At 61.5% G+C, this 22,919-nt stretch carries 22 protein-coding genes; 9 read left to right on the top strand and 13 right to left on the bottom strand.

Annotation, left to right across the window (positions count from 1 at the left end):
• Positions 1-520 precede the first annotated feature (520 nt).
• From rpsT to mutM, 3 genes are all read right to left on the bottom strand, one after another.
• Complete coding sequence (rpsT, locus tag K3762_RS17295; RefSeq protein ID WP_120352099.1) at positions 521-784, bottom strand: 30S ribosomal protein S20; 264 nt, start codon at positions 782-784, stop codon at positions 521-523.
• Between the two features lie 174 nt (positions 785-958).
• The gene (locus K3762_RS17290; RefSeq protein WP_067622966.1) at positions 959-1,735 is read right to left on the bottom strand and encodes an enoyl-CoA hydratase; all 777 of its coding nucleotides are present in this window, start codon (positions 1,733-1,735) and stop codon (positions 959-961) included.
• Positions 1,736-1,799: 64 nt separating this feature from the next.
• The gene (gene mutM / locus K3762_RS17285) at positions 1,800-2,651 is read right to left on the bottom strand and encodes a bifunctional DNA-formamidopyrimidine glycosylase/DNA-(apurinic or apyrimidinic site) lyase (protein WP_132443921.1); all 852 of its coding nucleotides are present in this window, start codon (positions 2,649-2,651) and stop codon (positions 1,800-1,802) included.
• A gap of 100 nt (positions 2,652-2,751) precedes the next feature.
• Between mutM and ubiE the strand changes: the two genes are divergently transcribed.
• Together ubiE and ubiB are read left to right on the top strand one after the other, a co-directional pair.
• Positions 2,752-3,504 carry a bifunctional demethylmenaquinone methyltransferase/2-methoxy-6-polyprenyl-1,4-benzoquinol methylase UbiE gene (gene ubiE / locus K3762_RS17280; protein ID WP_132443920.1) on the top strand — a complete coding sequence of 251 codons (753 nt, stop codon included), beginning with the start codon at positions 2,752-2,754 and terminating at the stop codon, positions 3,502-3,504.
• A complete protein-coding gene (ubiB, locus tag K3762_RS17275; protein ID WP_132443919.1) occupies positions 3,504-5,036 on the top strand; it encodes a 2-polyprenylphenol 6-hydroxylase in 1,533 nt (510 codons plus the stop codon). Before ubiE ends, ubiB begins: the two co-directional genes overlap by 1 nt.
• 28 nt (positions 5,037-5,064) lie before the next feature.
• Here the strand turns inward: ubiB and K3762_RS17270 are convergent, their stop codons facing one another.
• Positions 5,065-6,246, bottom strand: coding sequence for an acetyl-CoA C-acyltransferase family protein (locus K3762_RS17270; RefSeq protein WP_260010744.1), 1,182 nt, complete (start codon positions 6,244-6,246; stop codon positions 5,065-5,067).
• 115 nt (positions 6,247-6,361) lie between these two features.
• Between K3762_RS17270 and K3762_RS17265 the strand changes: the two genes are divergently transcribed.
• The 3 genes from K3762_RS17265 (at position 6,362) to tdh (ending at position 9,247) form a co-directional block, all read left to right on the top strand.
• The gene (locus K3762_RS17265) at positions 6,362-6,928 is read left to right on the top strand and encodes a helix-turn-helix domain-containing protein (protein ID WP_132443918.1); all 567 of its coding nucleotides are present in this window, start codon (positions 6,362-6,364) and stop codon (positions 6,926-6,928) included.
• Positions 6,929-7,022: 94 nt separating this feature from the next.
• Positions 7,023-8,210, top strand: coding sequence for a glycine C-acetyltransferase (locus K3762_RS17260; RefSeq protein WP_132443917.1), 1,188 nt, complete (start codon positions 7,023-7,025; stop codon positions 8,208-8,210).
• On the top strand, positions 8,207-9,247 hold the full coding sequence (tdh, locus tag K3762_RS17255; protein WP_132443916.1) for an L-threonine 3-dehydrogenase: 1,041 nt from the start codon (positions 8,207-8,209) through the stop codon (positions 9,245-9,247). The genes K3762_RS17260 and tdh overlap by 4 nt, the downstream gene beginning before the upstream one ends.
• 5 nt (positions 9,248-9,252) lie before the next feature.
• On the opposite strand, the gene K3762_RS17250 is transcribed toward tdh, so the two are convergent.
• The 3 genes from K3762_RS17250 to K3762_RS17240 all read right to left on the bottom strand — a co-directional run bounded on the left by K3762_RS17250 (position 9,253) and on the right by K3762_RS17240 (position 12,941).
• On the bottom strand, positions 9,253-9,981 hold the full coding sequence (locus tag K3762_RS17250) for a metallophosphoesterase family protein (protein WP_132443915.1): 729 nt from the start codon (positions 9,979-9,981) through the stop codon (positions 9,253-9,255).
• 132 nt (positions 9,982-10,113) lie between these two features.
• Complete coding sequence (gene serA / locus K3762_RS17245; protein ID WP_067622990.1) at positions 10,114-11,709, bottom strand: phosphoglycerate dehydrogenase; 1,596 nt, start codon at positions 11,707-11,709, stop codon at positions 10,114-10,116.
• Between the two features lie 68 nt (positions 11,710-11,777).
• A complete protein-coding gene (locus tag K3762_RS17240) occupies positions 11,778-12,941 on the bottom strand; it encodes a phosphoserine transaminase (protein WP_132443914.1) in 1,164 nt (387 codons plus the stop codon).
• 154 nt (positions 12,942-13,095) lie between these two features.
• Between K3762_RS17240 and serB the strand changes: the two genes are divergently transcribed.
• Positions 13,096-13,971, top strand: a complete 876-nt coding sequence (gene serB / locus K3762_RS17235) for a phosphoserine phosphatase SerB (RefSeq protein ID WP_260010736.1) — start codon at positions 13,096-13,098, stop codon at positions 13,969-13,971.
• Positions 13,972-14,025: 54 nt separating this feature from the next.
• Here the strand turns inward: serB and K3762_RS17230 are convergent, their stop codons facing one another.
• Positions 14,026-15,006, bottom strand: coding sequence for an asparaginase (locus K3762_RS17230; protein ID WP_120352088.1), 981 nt, complete (start codon positions 15,004-15,006; stop codon positions 14,026-14,028).
• 186 nt (positions 15,007-15,192) lie between these two features.
• Here K3762_RS17230 and K3762_RS17225 point away from each other — a divergent pair, with 186 nt between their 5' ends.
• Positions 15,193-15,717, top strand: coding sequence for an invasion associated locus B family protein (locus tag K3762_RS17225; protein ID WP_082849572.1), 525 nt, complete (start codon positions 15,193-15,195; stop codon positions 15,715-15,717).
• Between the two features lie 346 nt (positions 15,718-16,063).
• Here K3762_RS17225 and K3762_RS17220 read toward each other — a convergent pair whose 3' ends face one another.
• Genes K3762_RS17220 through ectA form a run of 4 tightly spaced genes read right to left on the bottom strand, consistent with a single transcriptional unit; the run spans position 16,064 to position 19,783 of the window.
• Positions 16,064-17,500, bottom strand: a complete 1,437-nt coding sequence (locus K3762_RS17220) for an aspartate kinase (RefSeq protein WP_260010734.1) — start codon at positions 17,498-17,500, stop codon at positions 16,064-16,066.
• Between the two features lie 5 nt (positions 17,501-17,505).
• Complete coding sequence (locus tag K3762_RS17215) at positions 17,506-17,898, bottom strand: ectoine synthase (RefSeq protein WP_007118313.1); 393 nt, start codon at positions 17,896-17,898, stop codon at positions 17,506-17,508.
• Between the two features lie 5 nt (positions 17,899-17,903).
• Positions 17,904-19,196: a diaminobutyrate--2-oxoglutarate transaminase gene (gene ectB / locus K3762_RS17210; RefSeq protein WP_260010732.1), complete on the bottom strand. Its 1,293-nt coding sequence runs from the start codon at positions 19,194-19,196 to the stop codon at positions 17,904-17,906.
• A gap of 53 nt (positions 19,197-19,249) precedes the next feature.
• Positions 19,250-19,783 (bottom strand): diaminobutyrate acetyltransferase, encoded by a 534-nt coding sequence (gene ectA, locus K3762_RS17205; RefSeq protein ID WP_120352083.1) that lies wholly within the window; start codon positions 19,781-19,783, stop codon positions 19,250-19,252.
• Between the two features lie 234 nt (positions 19,784-20,017).
• Here ectA and K3762_RS17200 point away from each other — a divergent pair, with 234 nt between their 5' ends.
• Together K3762_RS17200 and rlmN are read left to right on the top strand one after the other, a co-directional pair.
• A complete protein-coding gene (locus K3762_RS17200) occupies positions 20,018-20,518 on the top strand; it encodes a MarR family winged helix-turn-helix transcriptional regulator (RefSeq protein WP_120352082.1) in 501 nt (166 codons plus the stop codon).
• Positions 20,519-20,609: 91 nt separating this feature from the next.
• Complete coding sequence (gene rlmN / locus K3762_RS17195; protein WP_067625034.1) at positions 20,610-21,791, top strand: 23S rRNA (adenine(2503)-C(2))-methyltransferase RlmN; 1,182 nt, start codon at positions 20,610-20,612, stop codon at positions 21,789-21,791.
• Here the strand turns inward: rlmN and K3762_RS17190 are convergent.
• The gene (locus tag K3762_RS17190; protein WP_132443909.1) at positions 21,788-22,918 is read right to left on the bottom strand and encodes an FAD-binding oxidoreductase; all 1,131 of its coding nucleotides are present in this window, start codon (positions 22,916-22,918) and stop codon (positions 21,788-21,790) included. The genes rlmN and K3762_RS17190 overlap by 4 nt on opposite strands.
• Position 22,919: the final 1 nt, after the last annotated feature.

Below are 22,919 nucleotides of genomic sequence, written 5' to 3'. Positions count from 1 at the left end.
CGTGCCTTACGTCCCGCTTTGCTTTTCGCACAGAGGCCGAGTGGATCCCGGCCCTCAATATTGTTTCACCCGGCAACAGGTCATCCACCCGGTCCCACGCGGATGACCGACCTGTGTCCTTCGGACTTTAAAAGAATGGCAAGCCCATAAGCCTGATGCGCCGTAAACCGGCGCAAGAGGCGCTGAACGAACCGTTCGTGTTCTCATCGACAGGGTAAACGTGCTGGCAGCAGCATTCACGACAGTGCGCGGGGCCGTTTTTACACGGTCACTTGCACCCCCCTGAACTTGGCATTCTGCCAGTCGGCTGACACCTTGTTCAGGGCCTGTCCCCCCAAGCGAAATGAATCGCTGGACCTTTGGTAGCAAGTGTTTCCGGTCCGCTTCAACATATCTTCCATCTTGACTCAGAGATTGCCTGAAAAGAATCTCTGGCGTGTTTTTTTCGCTGCACCCGCACGAAAAAAGGCGCCGCAATGCGGCGCCTCTTGTCTTTCAAAGGGTTGGCTGTGGAGCCGTATTAACCCAGTGCTTTGACCCGTGCGGACAGACGCGACATTTTGCGCGAAGCGGTGTTTTTGTGGAAAACGCCTTTGGTGACGCCGCGCATCAGCTCGGGCTGGGCGACTTTCAAAGCGGCGGTTGCGGCTTCTTTATCACCGGAGGTGATCGCCTCTTCGACTTTGCGCAGGTAGGTGCGGATGCGCGAACGACGGGCTTTATTGATCGCAAAACGTTTCTCGTTTTGACGTGCGCGCTTTGCGGATTGTGTTGTGTTTGCCATGAGTATCAGCCTTCGGGTTCATTTTGTTGCGTAGCAATGCGTGACGCCAACCCTACCGGAAATCCGGGCCCCAAAAGGGCAGGTGATTCTAGCCAGAGCGGGCTGCACGCGCATGTATTGGGGCTGCCTATAAGACAGCAGGCGCGGCAATGCAAGCCGCGCCCATAGAATCGCTTATTTGTCGCGGAACTGCGCTTCGCGCTTTTCAAGAAAGGCCGACATGCCTTCTTTCTGGTCTTCGGTGTTGAACAGCGAATGGAACATGCGGCGCTCGAACAACAGGCCTTCGCTCAGCGGCACCTCATAGGCGCGGTTCACGCATTCCTTGACCACGGTGGCCGAGATCATGGATTTTTCGGCAATCTTGCCAGCGGCGGCCATGGCTTCTTCCATCAGCTTTTTGACCGGCACAACGCGCGACACAAGGCCCGAGCGTTCGGCTTCTTCGGCATCCATGAAACGGCCCGTCAGGTTCATGTCCATCGCTTTGGACTTGCCCACAAGGCGCGTCAGACGCTGGGTGCCGCCGATGCCTGCCACGACACCAAGGTTGATCTCAGGCTGGCCGAACTTGGCGCTTTCCGAACAGATGATGAAATCGCACATCATCGCCAATTCGCAGCCACCGCCCAAGGCATAGCCCGACACGGCTGCGATGATCGGCTTGCGCACGCGCAGGATTTGATCGGTCTCGGGCGTGAAGAGATCACCCATGAAGACGTCAACAAAGCTTTGATCGCGCATCATCGCGATGTCGGCCCCGGCAGCGAATGCCTTTTCCGACCCGGTGATGACGATGCAACGCACCTTGTCGTTTTCCTGTGCGCCTTTCAGCGCTTTGGCCAATTCACCCAGCAACGCGTCGTTGAGCGCGTTCAGCGCATCCGGGCGGTTGAGGGTGATCAGGGCCACATGGTTGTCCACGTCCACGGTGATCGTTTCGTAAGCCATCAAGAATGCTCTTTGTTGTTGCGCTCAGGGGAATGTGCATACCACGGCACCCCCATGTTTCAAGTTATCTTTGGCAGCGCGGACAATAGAAGGAAGACCGTCCGCTTTGTACGATGCGCCCAATGGTGCCGTCGCAGCCCGGTCGGCGGCAGGGTTGCCCCTCTCGTCCGTAGACATCGAAGCTGTGCTGGAAATAGCCCAATTCGCCGTCCGCCTGCCGGAAGTCCTTGAGCGAGGATCCCCCCGCCGTGATGGCATCGGCCAGCACCTCGCGGATGATCGGCACCAGCCCGGCGATCCGCGTGGTCGAGATGCGCCCGGCCTTGCGGGCGGGGTGAATCCCTGCGCGGTAAAGTGCTTCGCAGACGTAGATATTTCCCAAACCCGCCACGACCCGCTGATCCAGCAAGGCGGATTTGATCGGTGTGTTGCGCCCTTTCAGCGCGGCCACCAGATGCGCTTCGTGAAAGTCATTGCCCAAGGGTTCCGGCCCGAGCGAGGCCAGCAGTTTATGCGTTTCGGCCCCCGCCGTGGGCATCAGATCCATCGCGCCAAAACGGCGCGGGTCGTTAAAGGTGATCCGCGCACCGTTACCCATATGCAACACGACGTGGTCATGTTTCTCCGGGGCGGGGTGGTTGTGCTGAAACTGTCCCAACGGGTCGCCCGAGACGAGCATCCGCCCGGACATGCCCAAATGCACCAACAGCGATTCCCCACCCTCCAGATCGGCGAGGATGTATTTCGACCGTCGTCGCAGCAGCCCGACCCGCTGCCCAGTCAGCCGCTCTGCCATCCGTTCGGGGAAGGGCCAGCGCAGATCGGGGCGGTTGACCTCGGCCCGGGCGATCACTTGCCCCTCCATCGCGGGGGCCAGCCCCCGGCGGACGGTTTCGACCTCTGGCAGTTCCGGCATCTCGGTTTCCCCTCTGGCTTGCCTGTGACAAAAGGCACGCATTGTCCCCAGCCTACGGCACCCTATAACAAGGGACTGAACCAGAGGATCGCAAGAGCAGATGACCCAGGACGCCGACAAAACCACCCATTTCGGGTTCGAGACCGTACCCGAGCATGAAAAAGCAGGTCGGGTGCAGGGTGTGTTCAACTCCGTCGCCAGCAAATACGACATCATGAACGATGTGATGAGCATGGGCATCCACCGCGTCTGGAAAGAAGCGATGATGGATTGGCTCGCCCCGCGCCCCGGTCAGAAGTTGCTGGATGTGGCGGGTGGCACGGGCGATGTGTCGTTCAAGTTTCTGGGCCGCGCGGGCCACGGTCATGCGACGGTGCTCGACCTCACCGAGCCGATGTTGGTCGAAGGCCGCAAACGCGCCGAGGCCGACAGCCTGACCGGCAGCCTTGATTGGGTGGTGGGCGATGCCATGTCACTGCCGTTTCCCGACAACACCTTTGATGTCTATACAATCAGCTTTGGCATCCGGAACGTGACCCGCCCCCAAGAGGCGCTGAACGAAGCGTACCGCGTGCTGCGCCCCGGTGGCCGTCTGATGGTGTTAGAGTTCAGCCAGCTGCCCAACCCGGCGATGCAAAAAGCCTATGACCTTTACAGTTTCAACGTGATCCCGCGCATGGGGCAGGCCATCGCGGGCGACCGCGACAGCTATCAGTATCTGGTCGAATCGATCCGCAATTTCCCCGATCAGGAAACGTTTCTGTCGATGGTACGCACGGCCGGTTTCGGGCAGGCCAAATACCGCAACCTGAGCATGGGCATCGCGGCGCTGCATTCGGGCTGGAAACTCTGATGCGCGGACCTCACAACATTTGGCGGCTGATCCGCACCGGCGCGACGTTGGAACGCGCGGGCGCGATGAATGTGGTGCTGGATGCTTTCGATGCTTCCCCGGCGCTGCGTTTCGTGGCCCGCGCGCTTGGCCTGCCGTTCAAATGGCTGGGCTACAAAGGCGACCCGACCATGCCGCCCGCCACCCGCGCGCTGACCGCGCTTGGCCCGGCCTACATCAAATTCGGTCAGGTGCTTTCGACCCGGCCCGACGTGGTTGGGGATGATCTGGCTGTGCAACTGCGTGTCTTGCAAGACAAGCTGCCGCCTTTTGACACGGCGCTGGCCCGCAGGGCGGTCGAGCAGGAGTTGGGTGAGCCGGTCAGCGCGATTTTCTCTGAGTTCAGCGAACCCGTCGCCGCGGCCTCTATCGCGCAGGTCCACCATGCACGACTGGCCGAGACCGGCGAAGAGGTCGCCGTCAAAGTCCTGCGCCCCGGCATCGAAAAAGCCTTCCGCAAGGACATCGACGCTTTCTATCTTGCCGCCCGCATGGCCGAAATCTTCTCTCCCGGATCGCGCCGCTTGCGCCCGATGGAGGTGATCGAGCATTTCGACGGCGTTGTGCGGGGGGAGTTGGACCTGCGGCTGGAAAGCTCTGCCGCGTCGGAGTTTGCCGCCAACACCAAAGATGACACCGGATTTCAACTGCCTGAGATCAAATGGAATTATTCGGGCCGCCGCGTGATGACGCTGGGCTGGGCCGATGGTCTGCCGCTGGGCGACAACGCCGCGCTGGATGCGGCGGGTCACGACCGGGTAGGGCTGTCGGAACGGGTGCTGCAACTCTTTTTGCAACACGCCCTGCGCGACGGTTATTTTCACGCCGACATGCACCAAGGCAACCTCAAGGTCGCGGCCAATGGCGATATCATCGCCTATGACTTCGGCATCATGGGTCATATCGACAGCTATACCCGCCGCGTCTATGCCGAGATCCTCTATGGCTTTATCCGCCGCGATTACGAGCGCGTGGCCAAGGTGCATTTTGAGGCGGGTTATGTGCCTGCCGACAAGGATGTCGATGAATTCGCCCGCGCCCTGCGCGCGGTGGGCGAGCCGATTTTCGGCATGGATGCCACCCGCATCTCCATGGCGCGGCTGCTGACCTACCTCTTTGAAGTGACTGAGCGTTTCGGCATGGAAACCCGGACCGAGCTGATCTTGCTGCAACGCACGATGGTCGTGGTCGAGGGCGTGGCCCGCTCGCTCAACCCGCATATCAACATCTGGGAAGTCGCGAGCCCGATTGTGACCGATTACATCACCAAGTCGCTAGGGCCGCGCGCGATCGTTTCTGATCTGCGCGACACGGCGATGGTCATGGCCCGCTTTGGTCCGCGTTTGCCGGGGCTGGTCGAACAGGCGCTGAACCGTCAGGCCGAGGAGCAGCCAGAGCGCCGCCCGCGGTTCTGGCGCTACATCGCGGCGACTGCGGTGATGTCCGGCATTGCCGGGGCCACCACAATCGCCCTGATCGGCGCGCTGCTTTAGGGCAGGGGGCCGCGGAGGCCCCCGCCATTCAGGCAATACGTTCGATGGCCATGGCGATGCCTTGCCCGCCGCCGATGCACATGGTGATCAACGCGCGCTTGCCGCCAATCCGCTCCAACTCATAAAGCGCTTTCACGGTGATGATCGCCCCGGTCGCGCCGACCGGGTGGCCAAGGGCGATGGCCCCGCCGTTGGGGTTCACTTTTGCCGGGTCGAATCCCAACTCCTTGCTCACCGCCAGCGCTTGGCTGGCGAAGGCCTCGTTGCTTTCGATCACATCGAAATCATCGGCCTTCAGGCCGGTGCGCTCCAGCAGGCGGCGGACAGCGGGAACCGGGCCGATGCCCATGACTTCGGGGCGCACACCGGCATGGGCGTAGCCAAGGATGCGCGCACGGGGCGTGAGCCCGGCGGCCTCGGCTGCCCCGGCGCGGGCCAGCACCAGCGCCGCGGCACCGTCGTTGATACCGCTGGCATTGCCCGCTGTGACGCGCCCGTCCTTCTGGAATACGGGGCGCAGCCCGGCCAGTGCCTCGGCCGTGGTGGCCTTGGGGTGTTCATCGGTGTCAAAGGGCACCATGTCGCGCTTGACCTTTACGTCGACCGGCACGATTTGATCCTTGAAATGCCCCGCCGCGATGGCCGCCGCTGCGCGTTCTTGGCTTTGCAGGGCAAAGGCGTCCATCTCCTCGCGGGTGATGGTATGTTCATCCGCGACATTCTCGGCCGTGACCCCCATGTGGCCGGTGCCGAAGGGGCAGTTCAGCGTGCCCAAAAGCATGTCGAGGCTGCGAACATCGCCCATTTTCTGGCCCCAGCGGGCATCGGGCAGAATGTAAGGCGCGCGCGACATGCTCTCGGCTCCGCCAGCAAGGGCGAAATCCGCATCGCCCAGCATCAGGCTTTGGGCCGCCGAGACCAGCGCCTGCACGCCCGAACCGCACAGGCGGTTCACGTTCATCGCGGGCACTTCATCCGGCACGCCCGCATCGCGCGCGGCGACGCGGCTGAGGTACATGTCGCGCGGCTCGGTGTTGATGACGGTGCCAAACACCACATGGCCGATCTGGTCAGGGCTGACGCCCGCACGCTCCATCGCCGCTGCCGCGACGGTGCTGCCAAGCTTGGTGGGTGGGGTGCCGGCAAGGCTGCCGCCGAAAGTGCCGATGGCGCTGCGCGCACCGCTCAGGATGACGATATCGTCTGACATGAAACTCTCCTTTGGTCGTTGCCAGCACTATGGGCCGGGGGCGGGGCAAAGTCAGTGGAAACGTCCCGTCAAAGCGCGGCTTGACAGGGGCGGGGCGCCGCGCGACATATCCGTCATGACGGACAACACAGACAAGATCCTGACACAGCTGCCCGCCCGCTTGAAAGCGGCACGACAGGGGCAGGGGCTTTCGCTTGATGCGGTGGCCAAGCTTTCGGGCGTGTCGCGCTCCATGGTGAGCCAGATCGAGCGCGGCGAATCGAGCCCTACGATCGCCACGCTGTGGAACCTCACGCGCGCCTTGCAGGTGGATTTCGCCGGGCTTTTGGATGGTGCGCCGACAGAGGCTCAGATCGAAGTGCTGCGCAGCGCCGCCGTGCCGACGATCAGCAACCTTGGGTCAGGCTGCCGGATCCGCATCTTGTCCCCGCCCGAAGAGGCCGGGCATCACGAGGTTTACGAACTGCTCATCGCCGAAGGTGGCATGCTCGACAGTGCGCCGCATACCCGCGGCGCGCGCGAGCATCTGAGCGTTTTCGAGGGGGCAGTCGAAGTGACCAGCGGTGTGGGGACAGAGCAGTTGCAGGCCGGAGACACGGCCCGCTATGCCGCCGACGTGCCCCATGCGATCCGCGCGACCGCTGGGCCGGTGCGTGCCTTTTTGGTGGTGCAAGACGCCTGATCTCCGGTATATCGGAATAAATCCGCCATTTCGGAAATCCTCTATTTCGGAACGGCCTCCGTTATGGTAGATGCTCCCTGAAAAGGAGAGCCTCATGACCCAAGCATTTCTATCCCATGTCACCGACACCCTAGCCGAGATCGACGCCGAGGGCATGATGAAGCGCGAGCGGCTCATCACCACCCCGCAGGGCGGTGAGATCGCGGTGGGTGACCGCGAGGTCATCAACCTCTGCGCCAACAACTATCTCGGCCTCGCCGATCATCCCGAGTTGATCGCCACCGCCAAAGAGGCGATGGACGAGAAAGGATTCGGCATGGCCTCGGTCCGCTTTATCTGCGGCACGCAGGACATCCACCGCGAGTTGGAGCAGAAGCTGGCGGGCTTTCTCGGGCATGACGATTCGATCCTCTTCGCCGCCTGTTTCGACGCCAACGGCGGGCTGTTCGAGCCGCTGCTGGGGCCGGAGGACGCGGTGATTTCAGACGCACTGAACCATGCCTCGATCATCGACGGCATTCGTCTGTGCAAGGCGAAACGCTACCGCTATGCCAACAGCGACATGGCGGATCTTGAGGCCAAGCTGAAGCAGGCCCGCGAGGATGGCGCGCGGTTCATCATGATCGCGACCGACGGGGTCTTCTCCATGGACGGCTATCTGGCGAACCTGCCCGAGATCACCGCACTGGCCGAGAAATATGAGGCGCTGGTGATGGTCGATGACTGCCATTCCACCGGCTTCATGGGGCCGAAGGGTGCAGGCACGCCCGCGCATCACGGGGTCAAGGTCGACATCGTGACCGGCACGCTGGGCAAGGCGCTTGGTGGGGCCATCGGCGGCTATATCGCAGGGCCGCAGCCGGTGATCGACCTACTGCGCCAGCGCGCGCGGCCCTATCTGTTTTCCAACTCCCTGCCGTCGTCGATCGTGCGCGCCGGCATCCGGGCGCTGGAACTGGTCGAAGACGGCGATGATCTGCGTGCACGCCTTTTCGAGAATACGAAATACTGGCGCGCGGGGCTGGAGAAGTTGGGCTTTGACCTGCTGCCCGGTGAACACCCCATCGTGCCCGTCATGCTGGGCGAGGCGCAGTTGGCGCAGGACATGGCCGCACGGCTTTTCGAGGAGGGGGTCTATGTCTCGGGCTTCTTCTTCCCGGTGGTGCCGCGCGGTCAGGCGCGCATCCGCACGCAGATGAACGCGGCACTGACCCGCGAGCAACTTGACCGCGCGTTGACGGCATTCGAAGTCGCGGGCAAAGCCTGTGGGGTGATCGAATGACCACGAATGAAATGAAAGCGCTGGCCAAGCTGCACCCCCGCGAGGGGCTGTGGATGACCCATGCGCCAGTGCCCGAGATCGGCCCCGAGGACGTGCTGATCAAGATCAACAAGACCGGAATCTGTGGCACCGATATCCACATCTGGAACTGGGACGATTGGGCTGCCGGGACGGTGCCGGTGGGGCTGATCACGGGCCATGAGTTCGCGGGCGAGATCGTCGAGTTGGGCCGCAATGTCGAAGGCCTTGAGATCGGGCAGCGTTGCTCGGGCGAGGGGCATCTGATTGGCAAACAGTCACGCCAAAGCCGTGCGGGGAAGTTCCACCTTGATCCCGCGACGCGGGGCATCGGGGTAAACGAACAGGGGGCCTTTGCGCAATATCTGCGGCTGCCCGCCTTTAACGTGGTGCCGCTGCCGGATGAGATTTCAGACGACATCGGCGCGATCCTCGATCCCTTGGGCAATGCGGTGCACACAGCGTTAAGTTTTGATCTGGTGGGTGAGGATGTGTTGATCACTGGCGCGGGGCCCATCGGCATCATGGCGGCGGCGGTGGCGCGGCATGTCGGCGCGCGGCATGTGGTGATCACGGATGTGAACCCCGACAGGCTGGCGCTGGCGGAAAAGGTCGCCGACGTGGTGACAGTGAACGTGGCCGAAGAGGATTTGGCCGACGTGATCCCCCGGCTGAAGATGAAACAGGGCTTTGACGTGGGCCTTGAAATGTCGGGCAACCAGCAGGCGCTGGATCAGATGGTTGAGGCCATGACCATGGGCGGGCGCATCGCGATGCTGGGCATCCCGCCGGGCAAATCGCCGGTGGATTGGAGCCGTATCGTTTTCAAGGCGATCACCATCAAGGGCGTCTATGGCCGCGAGATTTTCGAGACCTGGTACAAGATGATCGCCATGCTGGAGAACGGGCTCGATGTCTCTGCCATCATCACCCATCGCTTCGGGGTCGATGATTTCGAGCAGGGCTTTGCCGCGATGAAATCGGGCCAGTCGGGCAAGGTCGTGCTTGACTGGAGCTAAGCCACTCAGGGGCGCAGGCGATTGCGCCCCTGCTGGGTCAGCACCCAAACCTCATCCCCCTCGAACACCGCCGCACAAAGCGGTTTGCCGTAGCCCGCGCCGGTGTCGAGGTTCACCCGGTTGCCGTAATGCATGGCGCTGTCCACCGGCGTGTGGCCGTGGACGACCAGCTTGGGATGGGGCGCGGTGAATTCGTGAAACTCCTTGCGGATCCACAGCAGATCATCCTCGCGCTGCGCGTCCAGCGGCACTTCGGGGCGGATGCCCGCATGGGCAAAGAACAGGTCGGGTGTCTGATGCGACAGGGCGAGGGTTTTCAGGAAGTCCACATGCGCCTGCGGCACCGCTTCGCGGGCTTTCTCGTGCACCTCTGACATCCGGTCGCGGCCGCTGACGGGTACACCGTAAGAGCCAAGCGTCGTGTCGCCGCCCAAACGCGGGTTCAGCCAGTTAAGTTCAACGAGCAAGAGCGGATCATGGCGGGGGAAATCCTCCATGAACCAGCTGAACATGCGGTCATGATTGCCCATGAGGAAGGTCCAGTTGCGGCCCTCGGCCTTGCCCTGTGCCAGCCGTTCGATCACCGCTTTGCTGTCGGGGCCGCGGTCGGTGTAATCGCCAAGGAAGACGATGCGCGCGTCCGGCCCGCCGTCTTCTTCGATCAAGGTTAACACGCGCTCAAGCTCGGCGGCGTAACCGTGGATGTCTCCGATGGCGTAGATGGGGCTGGGCATATTCGTTCCTATCCTTCTGCACCCCCTCGTGATGCCGCAAAGCCACCGCGAAGGAAAGGCTCAGTCAAAGGATGCGCCCGAAAGCAAAAGCGCCCCGCGAGGGGGCGCTTTAAGTTTGTGCAGGGGGAGGTCTCAGGCCACGTCGAATTGCAGCGGCTTGATCTGCCGGAACATGCCGGTGTCGCGCAGCTTGCCGATCACGGTTTCTGGCACCTGATCGTCGACATAGAGCAGGGCAATCGCCTCGCCCTTGGCGGTGTGGCGGCCCAAGGTGAAGTTGGCGATGTTCACGCCGTTTTCGCCCATGGTCTGGCCCAAGGTGCCGATGATGCCCGGCACGTCTTCGTTGGTTGTGTAGAGCATGTGCTCCCCGATCTCGGCGTCGATGGTGATGCCTTTGATCTGGATAAAGCGCGGCTTGCCGTCCGAGAACACGGTGCCCGCGATGGAGCGCTCGCGCTTTTCGGTCACCACGGTCACTTTGACATAGCCGTCGAAGACGCCGGATTTGTCTTGGTTGGTGGTGCTGATCTGAATGCCCTTTTCGCGGGCGACCACGGGGGCGGAAACCATGTTCACATCCGGGTTGGCGCGTTTCATGATGCCCGCCACGACGCCGCAGTTCAGCGCCTTGAGGTTCATCTGTGCGACGGAGCCGTCATAAAGGATGTTGATCGCTTTGATCGGCTCGTCGGTCATCTGGCCGATGAACGCGCCGAGGTGACCAGCCAGCTTGACCCATGGGCCCATGACTTTGGCTTCTTCGGCGGTGACCGATGGCATGTTCAGCGCGTTGGTCACGGCGCCCGTCAGCAGGTAGTCCGACATCTGCTCGGCCACTTGCAGCGCCACGTTTTCCTGCGCTTCGGTGGTCGCGGCACCAAGGTGCGGCGTGCAGACCACGTTGGGCAGGTTGAACAGCGGGTTCTCCTTGGCTGGTTCCTCGGCGAAGACATCGAAACCCGCGCCCGCCACATGGCCGGATTTCAGCAGGTCGGCGAGTGCTTCTTCGTCAACCAGACCGCCGCGGGCACAGTTGATGATACGCACGCCGGGCTTGGTCTTTTCAAGGTTCTCGCGGCTGAGGATATTCGCCGTCTGCTCGGTGAAGGGAACATGGAGGGTGATGAAATCGGCGCGAGTCAGCAGCTCGTCCAACTCGACCTTTTCGACACCCATCTTCTCGGCCTTTTCCTCGCCCAAGAAGGGGTCATAGGCCACGACTTTCATCTTGAGGCCCCGCGCGCGGTCGCAAACGATGCCGCCGATGTTGCCCGCGCCGATGACGCCCAGCGTCTTGCCGGTGAGCTCGACGCCCATAAACTTAGACTTTTCCCATTTGCCCGCGTGGGTGGAGGCCGACGCTTCGGGGATTTGACGTGCCACGGCGAACATCATCGCGATGGCATGTTCAGCAGTGGTGATCATGTTGCCGAAGGGCGTGTTCATCACGATCACACCCTGTTTCGACGCGGCTTCCTTGTCGATATTGTCGGTGCCGATGCCCGCGCGGCCGACCACCTTGAGGTTCGGCGCGTTGGCGAGGATCTTTTCCGTCACCTTGGTGGCGGAGCGGATCGCGAGGCCGTCATAGTTGCCGATAACTTCGGCCAGTTTGTCTTTGTCCTTGCCCAGATCGGGCTGGAAATCAACGTCGATGCCACGGTCGCGAAAGATTTGAACGGCGGCTTCCGACAGGCTGTCGGAGATGAGTACTTTGGGAGCCATTTTTGTGGTCCTTTTCAAAAATATGGGGGCAGGGGCGGCGCGTGGGATCACGCGCCCGCCGGAATGCTTTAGGCGTTGATTTCGGCTTCAAAGGCCCATTCGAGCCACGGCAGCATCGCATCGATATCAGCCGTTTCAACCGTGCCGCCGCACCAGATGCGCAGGCCCGGAGGGGCATCGCGGTAGGCGCCAATGTCGAGCGCCGCACCCTCGTCCGCAAGCCGTTTCGCCACGGCTTTGGCAAAGGCTGCACCGTCCTGAATGCGGTCATCAGTGAACTTGAGGCAGACCGAGGTGTTGGACCGTGTCGCCGGATCGGTGGCGAGGAAGTCGATCCAGTCATGCGCCTCCACGAATTCGGCGATGGCCGCCGTATTGGCATCGGCCCGTGCGATCAGCCCCTTGAGGCCGCCCACGGATTTCGCCCAGTCAAGTGCCAGCAGGTAATCTTCGACGCAGAGCATGGAGGGCGTGTTGATCGTCTCACCCTTAAAGATGCCCTCGTTCAGCTTGCCGCCTTTGGTCAGGCGGAAGATTTTCGGCAGGGGCCATGCGGGGGTGTAGCTTTCCAGCCGCTCAACTGCGCGAGGGCTGAGGATCAGCATGCCATGCGCCGCTTCGCCGCCCAGCACCTTCTGCCAAGAGAAGGTCGTCACATCCAGCTTGTCCCAGGGCAGGTCCATCGCGAAGGCCGCCGAGGTGGCATCGCAGAGCGTCAGACCCGCGCGGTCCGCAGGGATCGCGTCGCCGTTCGCCATGCGCACGCCGGAGGTGGTGCCGTTCCATGTGAAGCAGACGTCGTTGTCATAGTTCAGCGCGGCCATGTCTACGATCTCGCCGTATTCGGCGGTGTGAACCTGCGCTTCAATTTTCAGCTGTTTGACCACATCGGTGACCCAGCCTGCGCCGAAGGATTCCCATGCGACCATCTCAGCTGGGCGTTCGCCCAAGAGCGACCACATGGCCATCTCGAATGCGCCGGTGTCAGAGGCGGGCACGATGCCGATGCGGTAATCCGCAGGCACGCCCAGCACCTCGCGGGTGGTCTCGATTGCCTCAAGCAGTTTGGCCTTGCCGGGTGCGGCACGGTGGCTGCGGCCCAATGGTGCGTCCGCCAGCTTGGTCAGATCGAATGTGGGGATTTTGGCGCAGGGGCCGGAAGAGAAACGCGGATTTGCCGGTACGGCAACAGGTTTCGTGTCCGGGCGCGATGCCGGTTGTGTAATAGCCATTTATGCTACCCTCTCAGATAATCGCCCTTCGTTGGGGAAGGGTGTCCCACTTGTCGGCATACGCGGGGAGGCTGGACTGGCGCAAGTCGCAAAATGGCGCTAGGACGCCGGTCATGTCGCTTTGCGCGGCGCGAATGATGCGGATCGGAAACTTATGTTCACGGCAATCTTGTTGACCTCCCCCTCCAACCCCTCCCTCGATGCGGCGCTGGTTGAAAGCCTGCGCAACGCTTGGGGCGGGGGCGACGCGCTTTGGCTGGCCCCGGATGAGGCGGCGGAGTTCTCGCTGGCCCAGACGCCGGAAAACCGTTGGGATGTTTGGGAAAGCTGCCAGTCCATGGGCGTCGATCTGGTGATCGTGCCCAGCGAAGGCCGCCGCAAGAAGATGCTGCTGGCCGATATGGACAGCACGATGATCCAGCAGGAATGCATCGACGAATTGGCCGAAGAAGCAGGCGTTGGCGCGCATGTGAAAGAGATCACCGCCCGCGCCATGAACGGTGAGTTGGACTTCGACGGCGCGCTGCGCGAACGTGTCGGTCTGTTGAAAGGGCTGGAGGCCGCTGTCATCGACAAGGTTTTGGCCGAGCGGATCACCCTGATGCCCGGCGGCGGTGCCTTGGTGGGCACGATGAAGGCCAACGGCGGCTATGCCGCGTTGGTTTCGGGCGGGTTCACTGCCTTTACTGCCAAAGTGGCCGAGATGCTGGGCTTTGATGAGAACCGCGCCAATACGCTGCTGGTCGATGGGGCCGCGCTGACCGGCGATGTGGGCCTGCCGATCTTGGGGCGCGAGGCCAAAGTCGCCGCGCTGGAAGAGATCACCGCGAAGCTGGGGATTACTGAGGATCAGGTCATTGCCGTGGGCGACGGGGCCAATGATCTGGGCATGTTGGGGCGGGCTGGCATGGGCGTGGCGCTGCACGCAAAGCCATCTGTCGCTGCGGAATGTGACATCCGCATCAATTTTGGCGATTTGACCGCGCTGCTGTTCGTACAGGGCTATGCGCGCACCGAATTCGCAGGCTGAGACTGCCCGCGTGGCACTGCCGCTTCGTCAGAGCAAAGTGGCAGTGCGATAGTCTTACAGCAGTTCCGCCGCTGGTTTCAGCATCCCGGTCTCAAGCCCGCGCCAGTTGGTGATCGGCGTATTCATCCGCTTCAGCGCGGCGGGGTGGTTGGCGTCCAACGCGCCCAGTTTGACCAGCAGCGCGGTGATCGCGCATTCGGCGGCGCGAGTGGTGCCGCAGGCGGCTTTGAGCGCGATGCCCAGCTTGCGCTCGGGCCAGATCGCGATGAAGAAGCCTTCGGCCCCGGTTTTCAGCGCGACCTTACCGTCCATTGCCCGCATCAATTCGGTGCAGGCGCGGCCTTCGCCGGCGACCAGTTCGGGGTGCAGGCGCATGGCTTTGTGCAGGCGCGCCTCGGCAGAGCCTTCGGGGGCGGCGGCGAAATGGGCCATCGCGCGGGCCATGCCGTGCAGGGTGCAGGCCGGGTTGGGGGCCGAACAGCCGTCGATGCCATAGCCGGGCGAGGTTTCTTGGGTGACCGTTTCAAACGCTTCAAGGCAGGCTTTTTGCACCGCGTGATCGGGCTTTTCGTAATCCGCCCCCCCGCCGAGGTGCTTGTTCAGCGTGAGGAATCCCGCGTGTTTGCCTGAGCAGTTGTTGTGGATCTGGCAGGGTTTCTCATGCGCGCGGATCAGCCCCTCCATCGCGTCGCGGTCATTGGGTTCTTGCGCGCCGCAGCGGAAGTCGTCGTCACTCAGCCCCAGCGTGTCGAGCCATACGCCCACCCGGTCGGTGTGGATGGCGGCACCTTGGTGCGAGGCACAGGCGAGGGCCAGCTGTTCGGTGCTCAGTCCCGCTTTGTCGGCCGCGCCGGAATTGATCAGCGGCAGCGCTTGGATCATCTTGGAAGACGAACGCGGCAGGATCACCTTTTCCGGATCGCCCCATGCTTCGACGATCTGGCCGCTCGCATCGCAGATCACGGCATGACCGGAATGAACGCTTTCCAGAAAGGGTCCGCGCCAGATTTCCGCAAATGGGGCTGCTTTGGTCATGAGGTTCATCCTGTTTCTGGGCGAAATCCTGCCAATCAGGGTTTCGTCGGTCGCGCGTTTGCCGTTATTGTGGTTGGTGTCGAACAGATAGCAGACACCCGCAAGAGAGCAACCCGCCCAAGGTTGCCCGGACGGGGTCTGTGGACGTGTTGAGGTCAAGGACGGCTGGAGGCTGGACAGATGGGAATGATGAAGACATGTGGTCTTGCACTTGGGGCGCTCGCCCTTGTGGCAAGCGGCGCTGTGGCGCAGGAGCAGAGCACCAACCGGGTGGCTGCCAAGACCGACTGGAGCGTCTTTGTAGAAGATAACCCGACAGAATGCTGGGGCGTTTCAACGCCCAAGGAAGTCGTCAACACGCGCGATGGGCGTGTGGTGGCGGTGAACCGGGGTCAGACATTGCTGATGGTATTCTACCGCCCCTCGGCTGAGGCCAAGGGTCAGGTCGCCTTCACCGGCGGGTATCCTTTTGCCTCGGGATCGACGGTCAATATGAACATTTCCGGCAATGAGTTCGAGCTGTTCACCGAAGGCGAGTGGGCCTGGCCGGCAACCACGGCGGATGATGCTAAGATCATCGCGGCAATGAAGCGCGGCGCGGATGCGACGCTGACAGCGCGGTCCTCGCGCGGGACGCAGACCAAGGACACATTCTCGCTGCTGGGCTTTACCGCGGCGGTCGAAGATGCGGCGAAGCGCTGCGGCGGTTGATAACCGCCAGAATGTTTTTAAGAACGGCCTCGCAATTGCGGGGCCGTTTTCGTTTGCGGGTCTAGGTTGCCACCCGGGCCTGGGATAGCCGCTGGCGCCGGGCCATCGCCTGCCCGCCCGTCACGCCAAAGGCGTGCCAGAATTTGATGGGCACACCTCTGGTGCGACCGGGTAGCGATTTAGTGAGGCTGGGTGTGACTTCGCGGGCGCACATCATGGTTGAGCTACAAAGTGGTATCGAAAGTATGTTGGATCGCCGACCCGCAGGCAGGCGATGGCCCTCACATGAAAAAGCCGCGGCCTCCTTTCGGAAGCCGCGGCTCATAGTGCATCAGCTATGTCAGCGTCAGGCCGCCCGCGAAAGCGGTGTCGCAGCCTCTTCTTCGATGAACGCGCCGTGCAGCGCTTTGATCACCGGCTGCAGGCTCTCGCGCTCGACGATGAACTGCACGTCGACGTTGCGCGGCCCTTGGCTCGCACCGATTGCCGTCTGACCGGCCTCGGCAATGGCCACCAGACCGCGTTGCAACACCGACAGCCCGTTCAGGTCACGCCCGATGACCGAGGCCATCGACAGCGTTTTCGTCGTGATCTCGGCAGCGGGATAGATCTGTGCCAGATCCTTCTCCACCCGGCGCATCGTCTTGAGCGACGCATCAAGGTAGTGCGTGATCGTATTGGCGTTCGACACCTTCGAGACGATTCGTACATTGTGCCGTGTCAGCACGTCGAGAATCGCGGTGTCGTAGCCTTTCACGCCGACCATGTCCTGTTCGAACAGCTCAAACGCGACAATGTCCAAACCCGTGACGATCTCTACCGCAGGCGTTTCTGCTTTGCGGTCGTCGATCAGCGTGCCGGGGTCTTCGGGCTCAAAGGCGTTGGTCACGCGCAGCGGCACATCGGCCTGACGCAGGGTCTTGGCTGCCTTGGGGTGGATCGCCTCCATCCCCATGTTCGACAGCTGATCCGCCACGTCATAGTTCGTGCGCCCGATCTTTTTGACGGCATGTTCGCCGACCAGTTTCGGATCGCAGGACGACAGGTGGAATTCCTTGTGAATGATCGCCTCACGCGCACCCGTCAGGGCAGCGAGCTTGGAGAAGGTCACCTCTGAATAGCCACGGTCAAACTCACGCATCAGCCCTTCGGCGCATTGCGCATAGCCGGTGACGATGGGCATCTCGGTATGCGGGTCGATGCCGTCCATCGCCTGCTCAATGCGCTCGTCCAACGTGACGTTGCCCTCATCGCGCCAACCGGAAAGGTCGACGAAGCGGGCGTTCACGCCAGCGCGCTGCAGCATGATCGTGGTGACAAAAGCGGAATGTGCCTCGCCCAGACCGGACAGCAACTCGCGGATTTGCAACATGTGCTCCGATAGCCGGAAGTGGCCATAGGCGCAGAGGCGTTGCAGGTCGATCAAACAGTTGCGGGCACCATGGGTGCGCTCGGACACAAAGGCGTCGGCCTGCTCAATATCACCGGGATGCTCCAGCACTTCGCGGTGCACGCGCTGCATCTCTGCGGACACGCGGGTCAGCGCTTCGTGCCAGCCGTGATCATTGCTGGCGTTGGCAAGATGCGCATAGACGCCCGGCTCGCCGGATTTTTTATGCTCCAGCAGCAGGTTCGTGATCCCGCCAAAGGCGGAGACCACGAAGACGCGCCCGTAGATGTCCGCGCCCTTACGGTCACCGACAAAGAGCGTATCCTTGAGCTGGTTCACGCGGGACATGGATGTCCCTCCGATTTTTTCGACAGTGTGGGACGGTTGGGTCATATAACTTACGCTACCTCCTCGGCAGGCGCATAGGAGCCGTCTTCACGGTGTACTTCCTTGCCCGTGACAGGCGGGTTGAAGCAGCACGCCATGTGCAGTTCTTCCTCTGCGCGCAGGATGTGTTTGTCGTTCAGGTTCAGCGCATACATCACGCCGGGGGTGATCTCATGAGTCTCGCCAGTAGCGAGATCGGTGATCGAGCCCTTACCCTTCATGCAATAGACGCTTTCGAAGTGATGCTTGTAATGGAACGTATGCTCAGAGCCCGCTTCCAGCACGGTGATGTGGAAGGAAAAGCCCATCCCATCATCGGCCAGCAGCAGCCGGGTCGAGGTCCATTTTGCATCACCAACGTGGCGGTCGGTGTTCTGAAGTTTATTAAAATCGCGTACAATCATGTCAGTTACTCCGCTGCCATTTTCAGGTTTCCAGTCACGTCACGGGTGGCCTGCAAAAGGATATCAAACCCTTCGCGCATAACCTCCTGCGACGTGGTGAGCGGGGCAAGATACTTAACGATTTCATCGTTCGCGCCCGAAGTTTCGATCACGAGGCCCAATTCATAGGCACGCGCACAAATTGCACCGGCCAGTTCGCCAGAGCCTACATCGACACCCTGCATCAGGCCGCGGCCTTTCAGCGTGGCACCTTCGACCAGATCAGCGACATCCTTGAGCGCGGTGGTCAACACGACAGCTTTCTCGGCCAACGACTTTTCGAATTTGTCGTCGGACCAGAATTTCTCAATCGCGACGCGGGCGGTGACAAAGGCGTGGGTGTTGCCACGGAAGGTGCCGTTGTGCTCGGCTGGCTTCCAGATGTCATGCTCAGGCGCGATCAGCAGGGCCGCGAAAGGCAGGCCGAAACCGGAAAGCGATTTCGCTTGGGTGACCATGTCGGGCTTGATGCCGGACGCCTCAAACGAAAAGAGGCTGCCCGAACGGCCGCAGCCCGCCTGAATGTCGTCAATGATCAGCAGCGCGCCATGCTTGCGGGCAATCTTTTCGATGCCCTGCATCCATGCATCGGAGGCCGCGTTCAGACCGCCTTCGCCTTGGATCGGCTCAAAGATGAATGCCGCAGGCGCGTCGATGCCCGACGACGGGTTCGACAACATCGCATCTATCATCGCCAGCGTATCAACGTCTTCACCGAGCGATCCCTCGAACGGCATATGCGTCACGTCGGCCAGTGAGCCACCGCCTGCACCGCCGCGCTTGCCTTTGTTGCCGGTCAGTGCCAGCGCACCCATGGTCATGCCATGGAAACCGTTGGTGAAGGAGATCACATTCGTGCGGCCTGTCACTTTGCGCGCAAGCTTGATGGCGGCCTCAACAGCATTGGTGCCTGTCGGGCCGGTCATCATGATTTTATAGTCCATGCCGCGCGGCTTGAGGATGTTCTCCTCATAAGCGGTCAGGAAGGCGGCTTTGGTGTCGCTGTGGAAGTCGAGACCATGAGCGATACCGTCCGCAGTGATGTGATCCACCAGCGCGGCTTTCATATCAGGATCGTTGTGGCCGTAGTTCAGCGAGGAACAACCCGCCAGAAAGTCGATATAGCGGTTGCCGTCTACGTCAAACATCTCCGACCCGCTGGCGCGGGTGAAAACGGCGTTCATGCCACGGCAATAGGAGCGTGCTTCGCTCTCGCGGCGGGTAAAGATCGTTGTGTTCTGTGCCATGTCTTTGGGCATAGGAATATCCTTTCTCTTCAAGAGAATCTGTCGTGTGAATTGTCAGCTGCGGTTTACGCGGCGCGTTTAAGCGGCGCAGTCTCGGGCAGCGTGATCGTCACCATATGTTCGGTGTCGTGCGCGCCATCGAAATGGGCGTCTTTGGTAAAGTGGGGCGCATCCGAAAGGTCGCCGCCGACGTGGTTCGCAAAGCTGCGGAACAGCCCCCAGGAGGCGTCATTGTCCCGGGTGATCGTAGTCTTGAGGGTTTTGGCGTCCTCAGTTTCATCGCGGTTCACGAGTTCCATCAGCATGGTCTTACCCAGACCAAGGCCACGGGCCTTGGGGCTAACGGCAACCTGCCAGACAAAGAAGGCGTCTTGTGCAGGGATCATATGGCCGGAGATCCATCCAACGATGTCACCGTCCATCTCAGCCACAACACAAGTGTCGCGGAAGTGGTCGGCCTGGATCAGGTTCGCGTAAAGCGAGTTCTCGTCGAGCGGCTTGCAGTCGCGAATCAACTGCCAAATGGCAGCTCCGTCCTCGGCATTGGGCTTGCGCAGTTTGGGTGTGCGGGCTTTTTTCATGTCGAGTTCATTCTGCATCCGTTCGGGGCTCCCTTATTGTTTCGATAAGCTAAGTAGGGCATGTGCGGTCATACTTCAACATTCAAAGCAAAATACCTCAAAATACGCTTATAGCGTTGTTTCAGCGCCATGCTCATGTGCATATTTGTTTCGTAAGGCTAACGAAATTGAGGCGTTTCGCTTAGCTATACTAAGCGTTCAGGGCAGTTGAGAGCGATTGCTGAAATCGTCCCCATTGTGCAATGATGCACCATGACGCAAAAACATCCCGACCGGGTCGACGAGAGTCTGATCGCTTTACGCCGCATTTTGCGCGCTACCGAACTCTATGCCCGCGATTTGGCGCAGGCCGCAGGGGTAACCCCGGCGCAACTGCGGGTTTTGCAGATCGTCGGAGAGAAGAAAGACCCCACAGCCAAGACCCTCGCCAATCAGATGGGCGTGAGCCAAGCGACCGTAACCGCGTTGGTCGATAAGTTGGTGGCGCGCAGTTTGGTCTCGCGGCAGCCCTCGGCGCAGGACCGTCGGCAAACCAACATCACCCTGACCACCCAAGGTGAGGATGTGTTGGAGGAAGCCCCCGATGCGTTGCAACAGCGCTACGTCCGCGCCTTTGCCGATCTCGCCGATTGGGAGCAGGCGCAGTTGGTGTCTTCGTTGGAGCGTGTGGCGGCGATGCTGAATGTAGACAGTCTGGATGCCGCGCCGGTTCTGGCGACCGGTGAATTGCGGATGAGCAAGAAGACCTATTAAGGTTGACCTTAAAAGCGCGGGCAGCCAAACCCTTTTGCAAATCGCGTCATTCCCTATATAGAGACCCATCCCTAGCCTGTGAGTCTTTGCAATGTCCGCTTCCGCGCCCATCACCCAAGACGTGATGACCCTTCCCCGCAAGTTGCCCGAGGGGCCGATTAACCTTGTCGGTCTGACCCGTGACGCCATGCGTGACGTGTTGATCGCAAACGGCACGCCTGAGAAACAGGCAAAGATGCGTGTGGGGCAAATCTGGCAGTGGATTTATCAGTGGGGTGTGCGTGATTTCGACTCCATGACCAACCTCGCCAAAGGCTACCGCGCTGAACTGGCAGAGAAATTTGTGATCGAAGTGCCTGAGGTTGTGACCCGGCAGGAAAGCGAAGACGGCACGCGAAAGTATCTGGTGCGGATCGCAGGCGGTCATGAAGTTGAGGTGGTCTATATCCCTGAAGAGGGCCGCGGCACGCTTTGTGTGTCCAGCCAAGTGGGCTGCACGCTGACCTGTTCCTTCTGCCACACGGGCACGCAGAAACTGGTGCGTAATCTTACCGCTGCTGAGATTATCGGTCAGGTCATGGTGGCGCGCGATGATCTGGATGAATGGCCCGAGACTGGCACTCGGACCGAAGAGGCCCGTCTTTTGAGCAATATCGTGCTGATGGGTATGGGCGAGCCGCTGTACAATTTTGAGAACGTGCGCGACGCGATGAAGATCGCGATGGACCCTGAGGGCATTCAGCTTTCGCGCCGCCGCATTACGCTCTCGACCTCCGGCGTTGTGCCCGAGATCCACCGCACCGCCGCCGAAATCGGCTGCCAACTTGCCGTGTCTTTCCACGCCACCACCGATGAGGTGCGCAACAAGCTGGTGCCGATCAACAAGCGTTGGAACATCGAAGAACTGCTCGACGCCCTACGCGCCTATCCCAAGGTCAGCAACTCCGAGCGGATCACGTTTGAATATGTGATGCTGAAGGGCGTGAACGACAGCGACGAAGACGCGCATCGCTTGGTCGAGTTGATTAAGGGCATCCCGGCCAAAATCAACCTCATTCCCTTCAACGAATGGCCCGGTTCGCCCTATGAGCGGTCGTCCAACAATCGCATCCGCGCCTTTGCCGATATCGTCTATAACGCGGGCTATGCCTCGCCCGTGCGCAAGCCCCGTGGCGAAGACATTATGGCGGCCTGTGGTCAGTTGAAATCGGCCACCGAACGCGCACGCAAGTCGCGCAAGCAGATCGAAGCTGACGCCGGGATGGGCGGCTAAGCCAGCCCCGGACGCCTTCGTGCAAGCGCCTTTGCAGTGACACCCTCGGCGGCAATGTCGCCGGGGATATCTTCTCCCCGCACCAGAGCGGCGGCAGCGCGGGCCAGAGCGGGCGCGGTTTGAATGCCATAACCGCCTTGCCCCGCCAGCCAGAAGAACCCCTCCCCCTCGGGATCATAGCCCGCCACCGGGTCACCGTCGGCCAGGAAACTGCGCAGCCCTGCCCACCGGCTTTCAATGCGGGGGCGGTGAAGGTCGAATGCGGTTTCGATCCGGTCGATACAGATCGCGATATCCAATTCCTCGGGCTGGGCGTCACAAGGGGGCGAGGGCGTGGCGTCCGCAGGTGAAATCAGCAGCTTGCCCGCATCGGCCTTGAGGTAGAACTGCTCATCGATATCCACCACCATCGGCCAACGGTCCGGTTCCATGCCATCGGGCGGTGCCACCGTCAGCGCGGTGCGGCGTTTCGGGGTGAGACCCGCAGGCGCAAGCCCTGCCAGCGTGGCGATCTCATCGGCCCAAGCCCCTGCGGCATTGACGATGACCGGCGCGTGGAAGGTGCCTTGGTTCGTGTCGACCTGCCAGCCCCCTTCTTTGCGAAGCGCCCGCACCTCGGCCTTGGTTTGCAAGACACCGCCCGCGGCGCGGAAGGTCTTGAGGTAATGCTGATGCAGCCCGTTCACGTCGATATCGGCCGCCGAAGCATCGCGCAGCCCGGCGCTGGCATAGCCCTTGCGCAGCAGCGGCACGAGTGTCTCGATTTCGGCCCCGGTCAGCGGGGTGACATGGGGCCCCAGTTCCTCGGCGGTGCGCGCCAGCGCCGCCTTCTGATCCTGCCGCGCGACGAACACCGCGCCGCGTGGTTCCAGCAGCGGATGCTCCAGATGGGGGCTGGCGGGGGTGTGAAAGAAAGCGGCAGAAGCGCGGGAAAGGGCGCGGATCACCTCCGGCCCATAGGTCACGGTAAACAGGGCGGCAGAGCGGCCCGTGGTGTGATAGCCCGGCTGGCTTTCTCGTTCCAACAGCAGCACCCGGCGGTCGCTGGACAGTTCAGCAGCGACAGAAGCGCCCGCGATGCCCGCGCCAATGACAATGCAATCGAAACCTGCCGTAGAAATATCCATA

Source organism: Sulfitobacter sp. W074 (assembly GCF_025142275.1).
In the GTDB taxonomy this organism is placed as follows: Bacteria; Pseudomonadota; Alphaproteobacteria; order Rhodobacterales; family Rhodobacteraceae; genus Sulfitobacter; species Sulfitobacter profundi.
This window is presented reverse-complemented; position numbering and strand designations above follow the sequence as displayed.

What these genes read in the sequence shown, in the direction of transcription:
- rlmN (WP_067625034.1), top strand. Translation starts at nt 20,610, where the DNA reads ATGTCCGCTTCCGCGCCCATCACCCAAGACGTGATGACCCTTCCCCGC.
- K3762_RS17260 (WP_132443917.1), top strand. Translation starts at nt 7,023, where the DNA reads ATGACCCAAGCATTTCTATCCCATGTCACCGACACCCTAGCCGAGATC.
- K3762_RS17290 (WP_067622966.1), bottom strand. Translation starts at nt 1,735, where the DNA reads ATGGCTTACGAAACGATCACCGTGGACGTGGACAACCATGTGGCCCTG.
- K3762_RS17220 (WP_260010734.1), bottom strand. Translation starts at nt 17,500, where the DNA reads ATGACCCAACCGTCCCACACTGTCGAAAAAATCGGAGGGACATCCATG.
- K3762_RS17190 (WP_132443909.1), bottom strand. Translation starts at nt 22,918, where the DNA reads ATGGATATTTCTACGGCAGGTTTCGATTGCATTGTCATTGGCGCGGGC.
- K3762_RS17215 (WP_007118313.1), bottom strand. Translation starts at nt 17,898, where the DNA reads ATGATTGTACGCGATTTTAATAAACTTCAGAACACCGACCGCCACGTT.
- tdh (WP_132443916.1), top strand. Translation starts at nt 8,207, where the DNA reads ATGACCACGAATGAAATGAAAGCGCTGGCCAAGCTGCACCCCCGCGAG.
- K3762_RS17230 (WP_120352088.1), bottom strand. Translation starts at nt 15,006, where the DNA reads ATGACCAAAGCAGCCCCATTTGCGGAAATCTGGCGCGGACCCTTTCTG.
- K3762_RS17270 (WP_260010744.1), bottom strand. Translation starts at nt 6,246, where the DNA reads ATGTCAGACGATATCGTCATCCTGAGCGGTGCGCGCAGCGCCATCGGC.
- serA (WP_067622990.1), bottom strand. Translation starts at nt 11,709, where the DNA reads ATGGCTCCCAAAGTACTCATCTCCGACAGCCTGTCGGAAGCCGCCGTT.
- serB (WP_260010736.1), top strand. Translation starts at nt 13,096, where the DNA reads ATGTTCACGGCAATCTTGTTGACCTCCCCCTCCAACCCCTCCCTCGAT.
- ectA (WP_120352083.1), bottom strand. Translation starts at nt 19,783, where the DNA reads ATGCAGAATGAACTCGACATGAAAAAAGCCCGCACACCCAAACTGCGC.
- K3762_RS17240 (WP_132443914.1), bottom strand. Translation starts at nt 12,941, where the DNA reads ATGGCTATTACACAACCGGCATCGCGCCCGGACACGAAACCTGTTGCC.
- mutM (WP_132443921.1), bottom strand. Translation starts at nt 2,651, where the DNA reads ATGCCGGAACTGCCAGAGGTCGAAACCGTCCGCCGGGGGCTGGCCCCC.
- ubiB (WP_132443919.1), top strand. Translation starts at nt 3,504, where the DNA reads ATGCGCGGACCTCACAACATTTGGCGGCTGATCCGCACCGGCGCGACG.
- ubiE (WP_132443920.1), top strand. Translation starts at nt 2,752, where the DNA reads ATGACCCAGGACGCCGACAAAACCACCCATTTCGGGTTCGAGACCGTA.
- K3762_RS17250 (WP_132443915.1), bottom strand. Translation starts at nt 9,981, where the DNA reads ATGCCCAGCCCCATCTACGCCATCGGAGACATCCACGGTTACGCCGCC.
- K3762_RS17225 (WP_082849572.1), top strand. Translation starts at nt 15,193, where the DNA reads ATGATGAAGACATGTGGTCTTGCACTTGGGGCGCTCGCCCTTGTGGCA.
- rpsT (WP_120352099.1), bottom strand. Translation starts at nt 784, where the DNA reads ATGGCAAACACAACACAATCCGCAAAGCGCGCACGTCAAAACGAGAAA.
- ectB (WP_260010732.1), bottom strand. Translation starts at nt 19,196, where the DNA reads ATGCCCAAAGACATGGCACAGAACACAACGATCTTTACCCGCCGCGAG.
- K3762_RS17265 (WP_132443918.1), top strand. Translation starts at nt 6,362, where the DNA reads ATGACGGACAACACAGACAAGATCCTGACACAGCTGCCCGCCCGCTTG.
- K3762_RS17200 (WP_120352082.1), top strand. Translation starts at nt 20,018, where the DNA reads ATGACGCAAAAACATCCCGACCGGGTCGACGAGAGTCTGATCGCTTTA.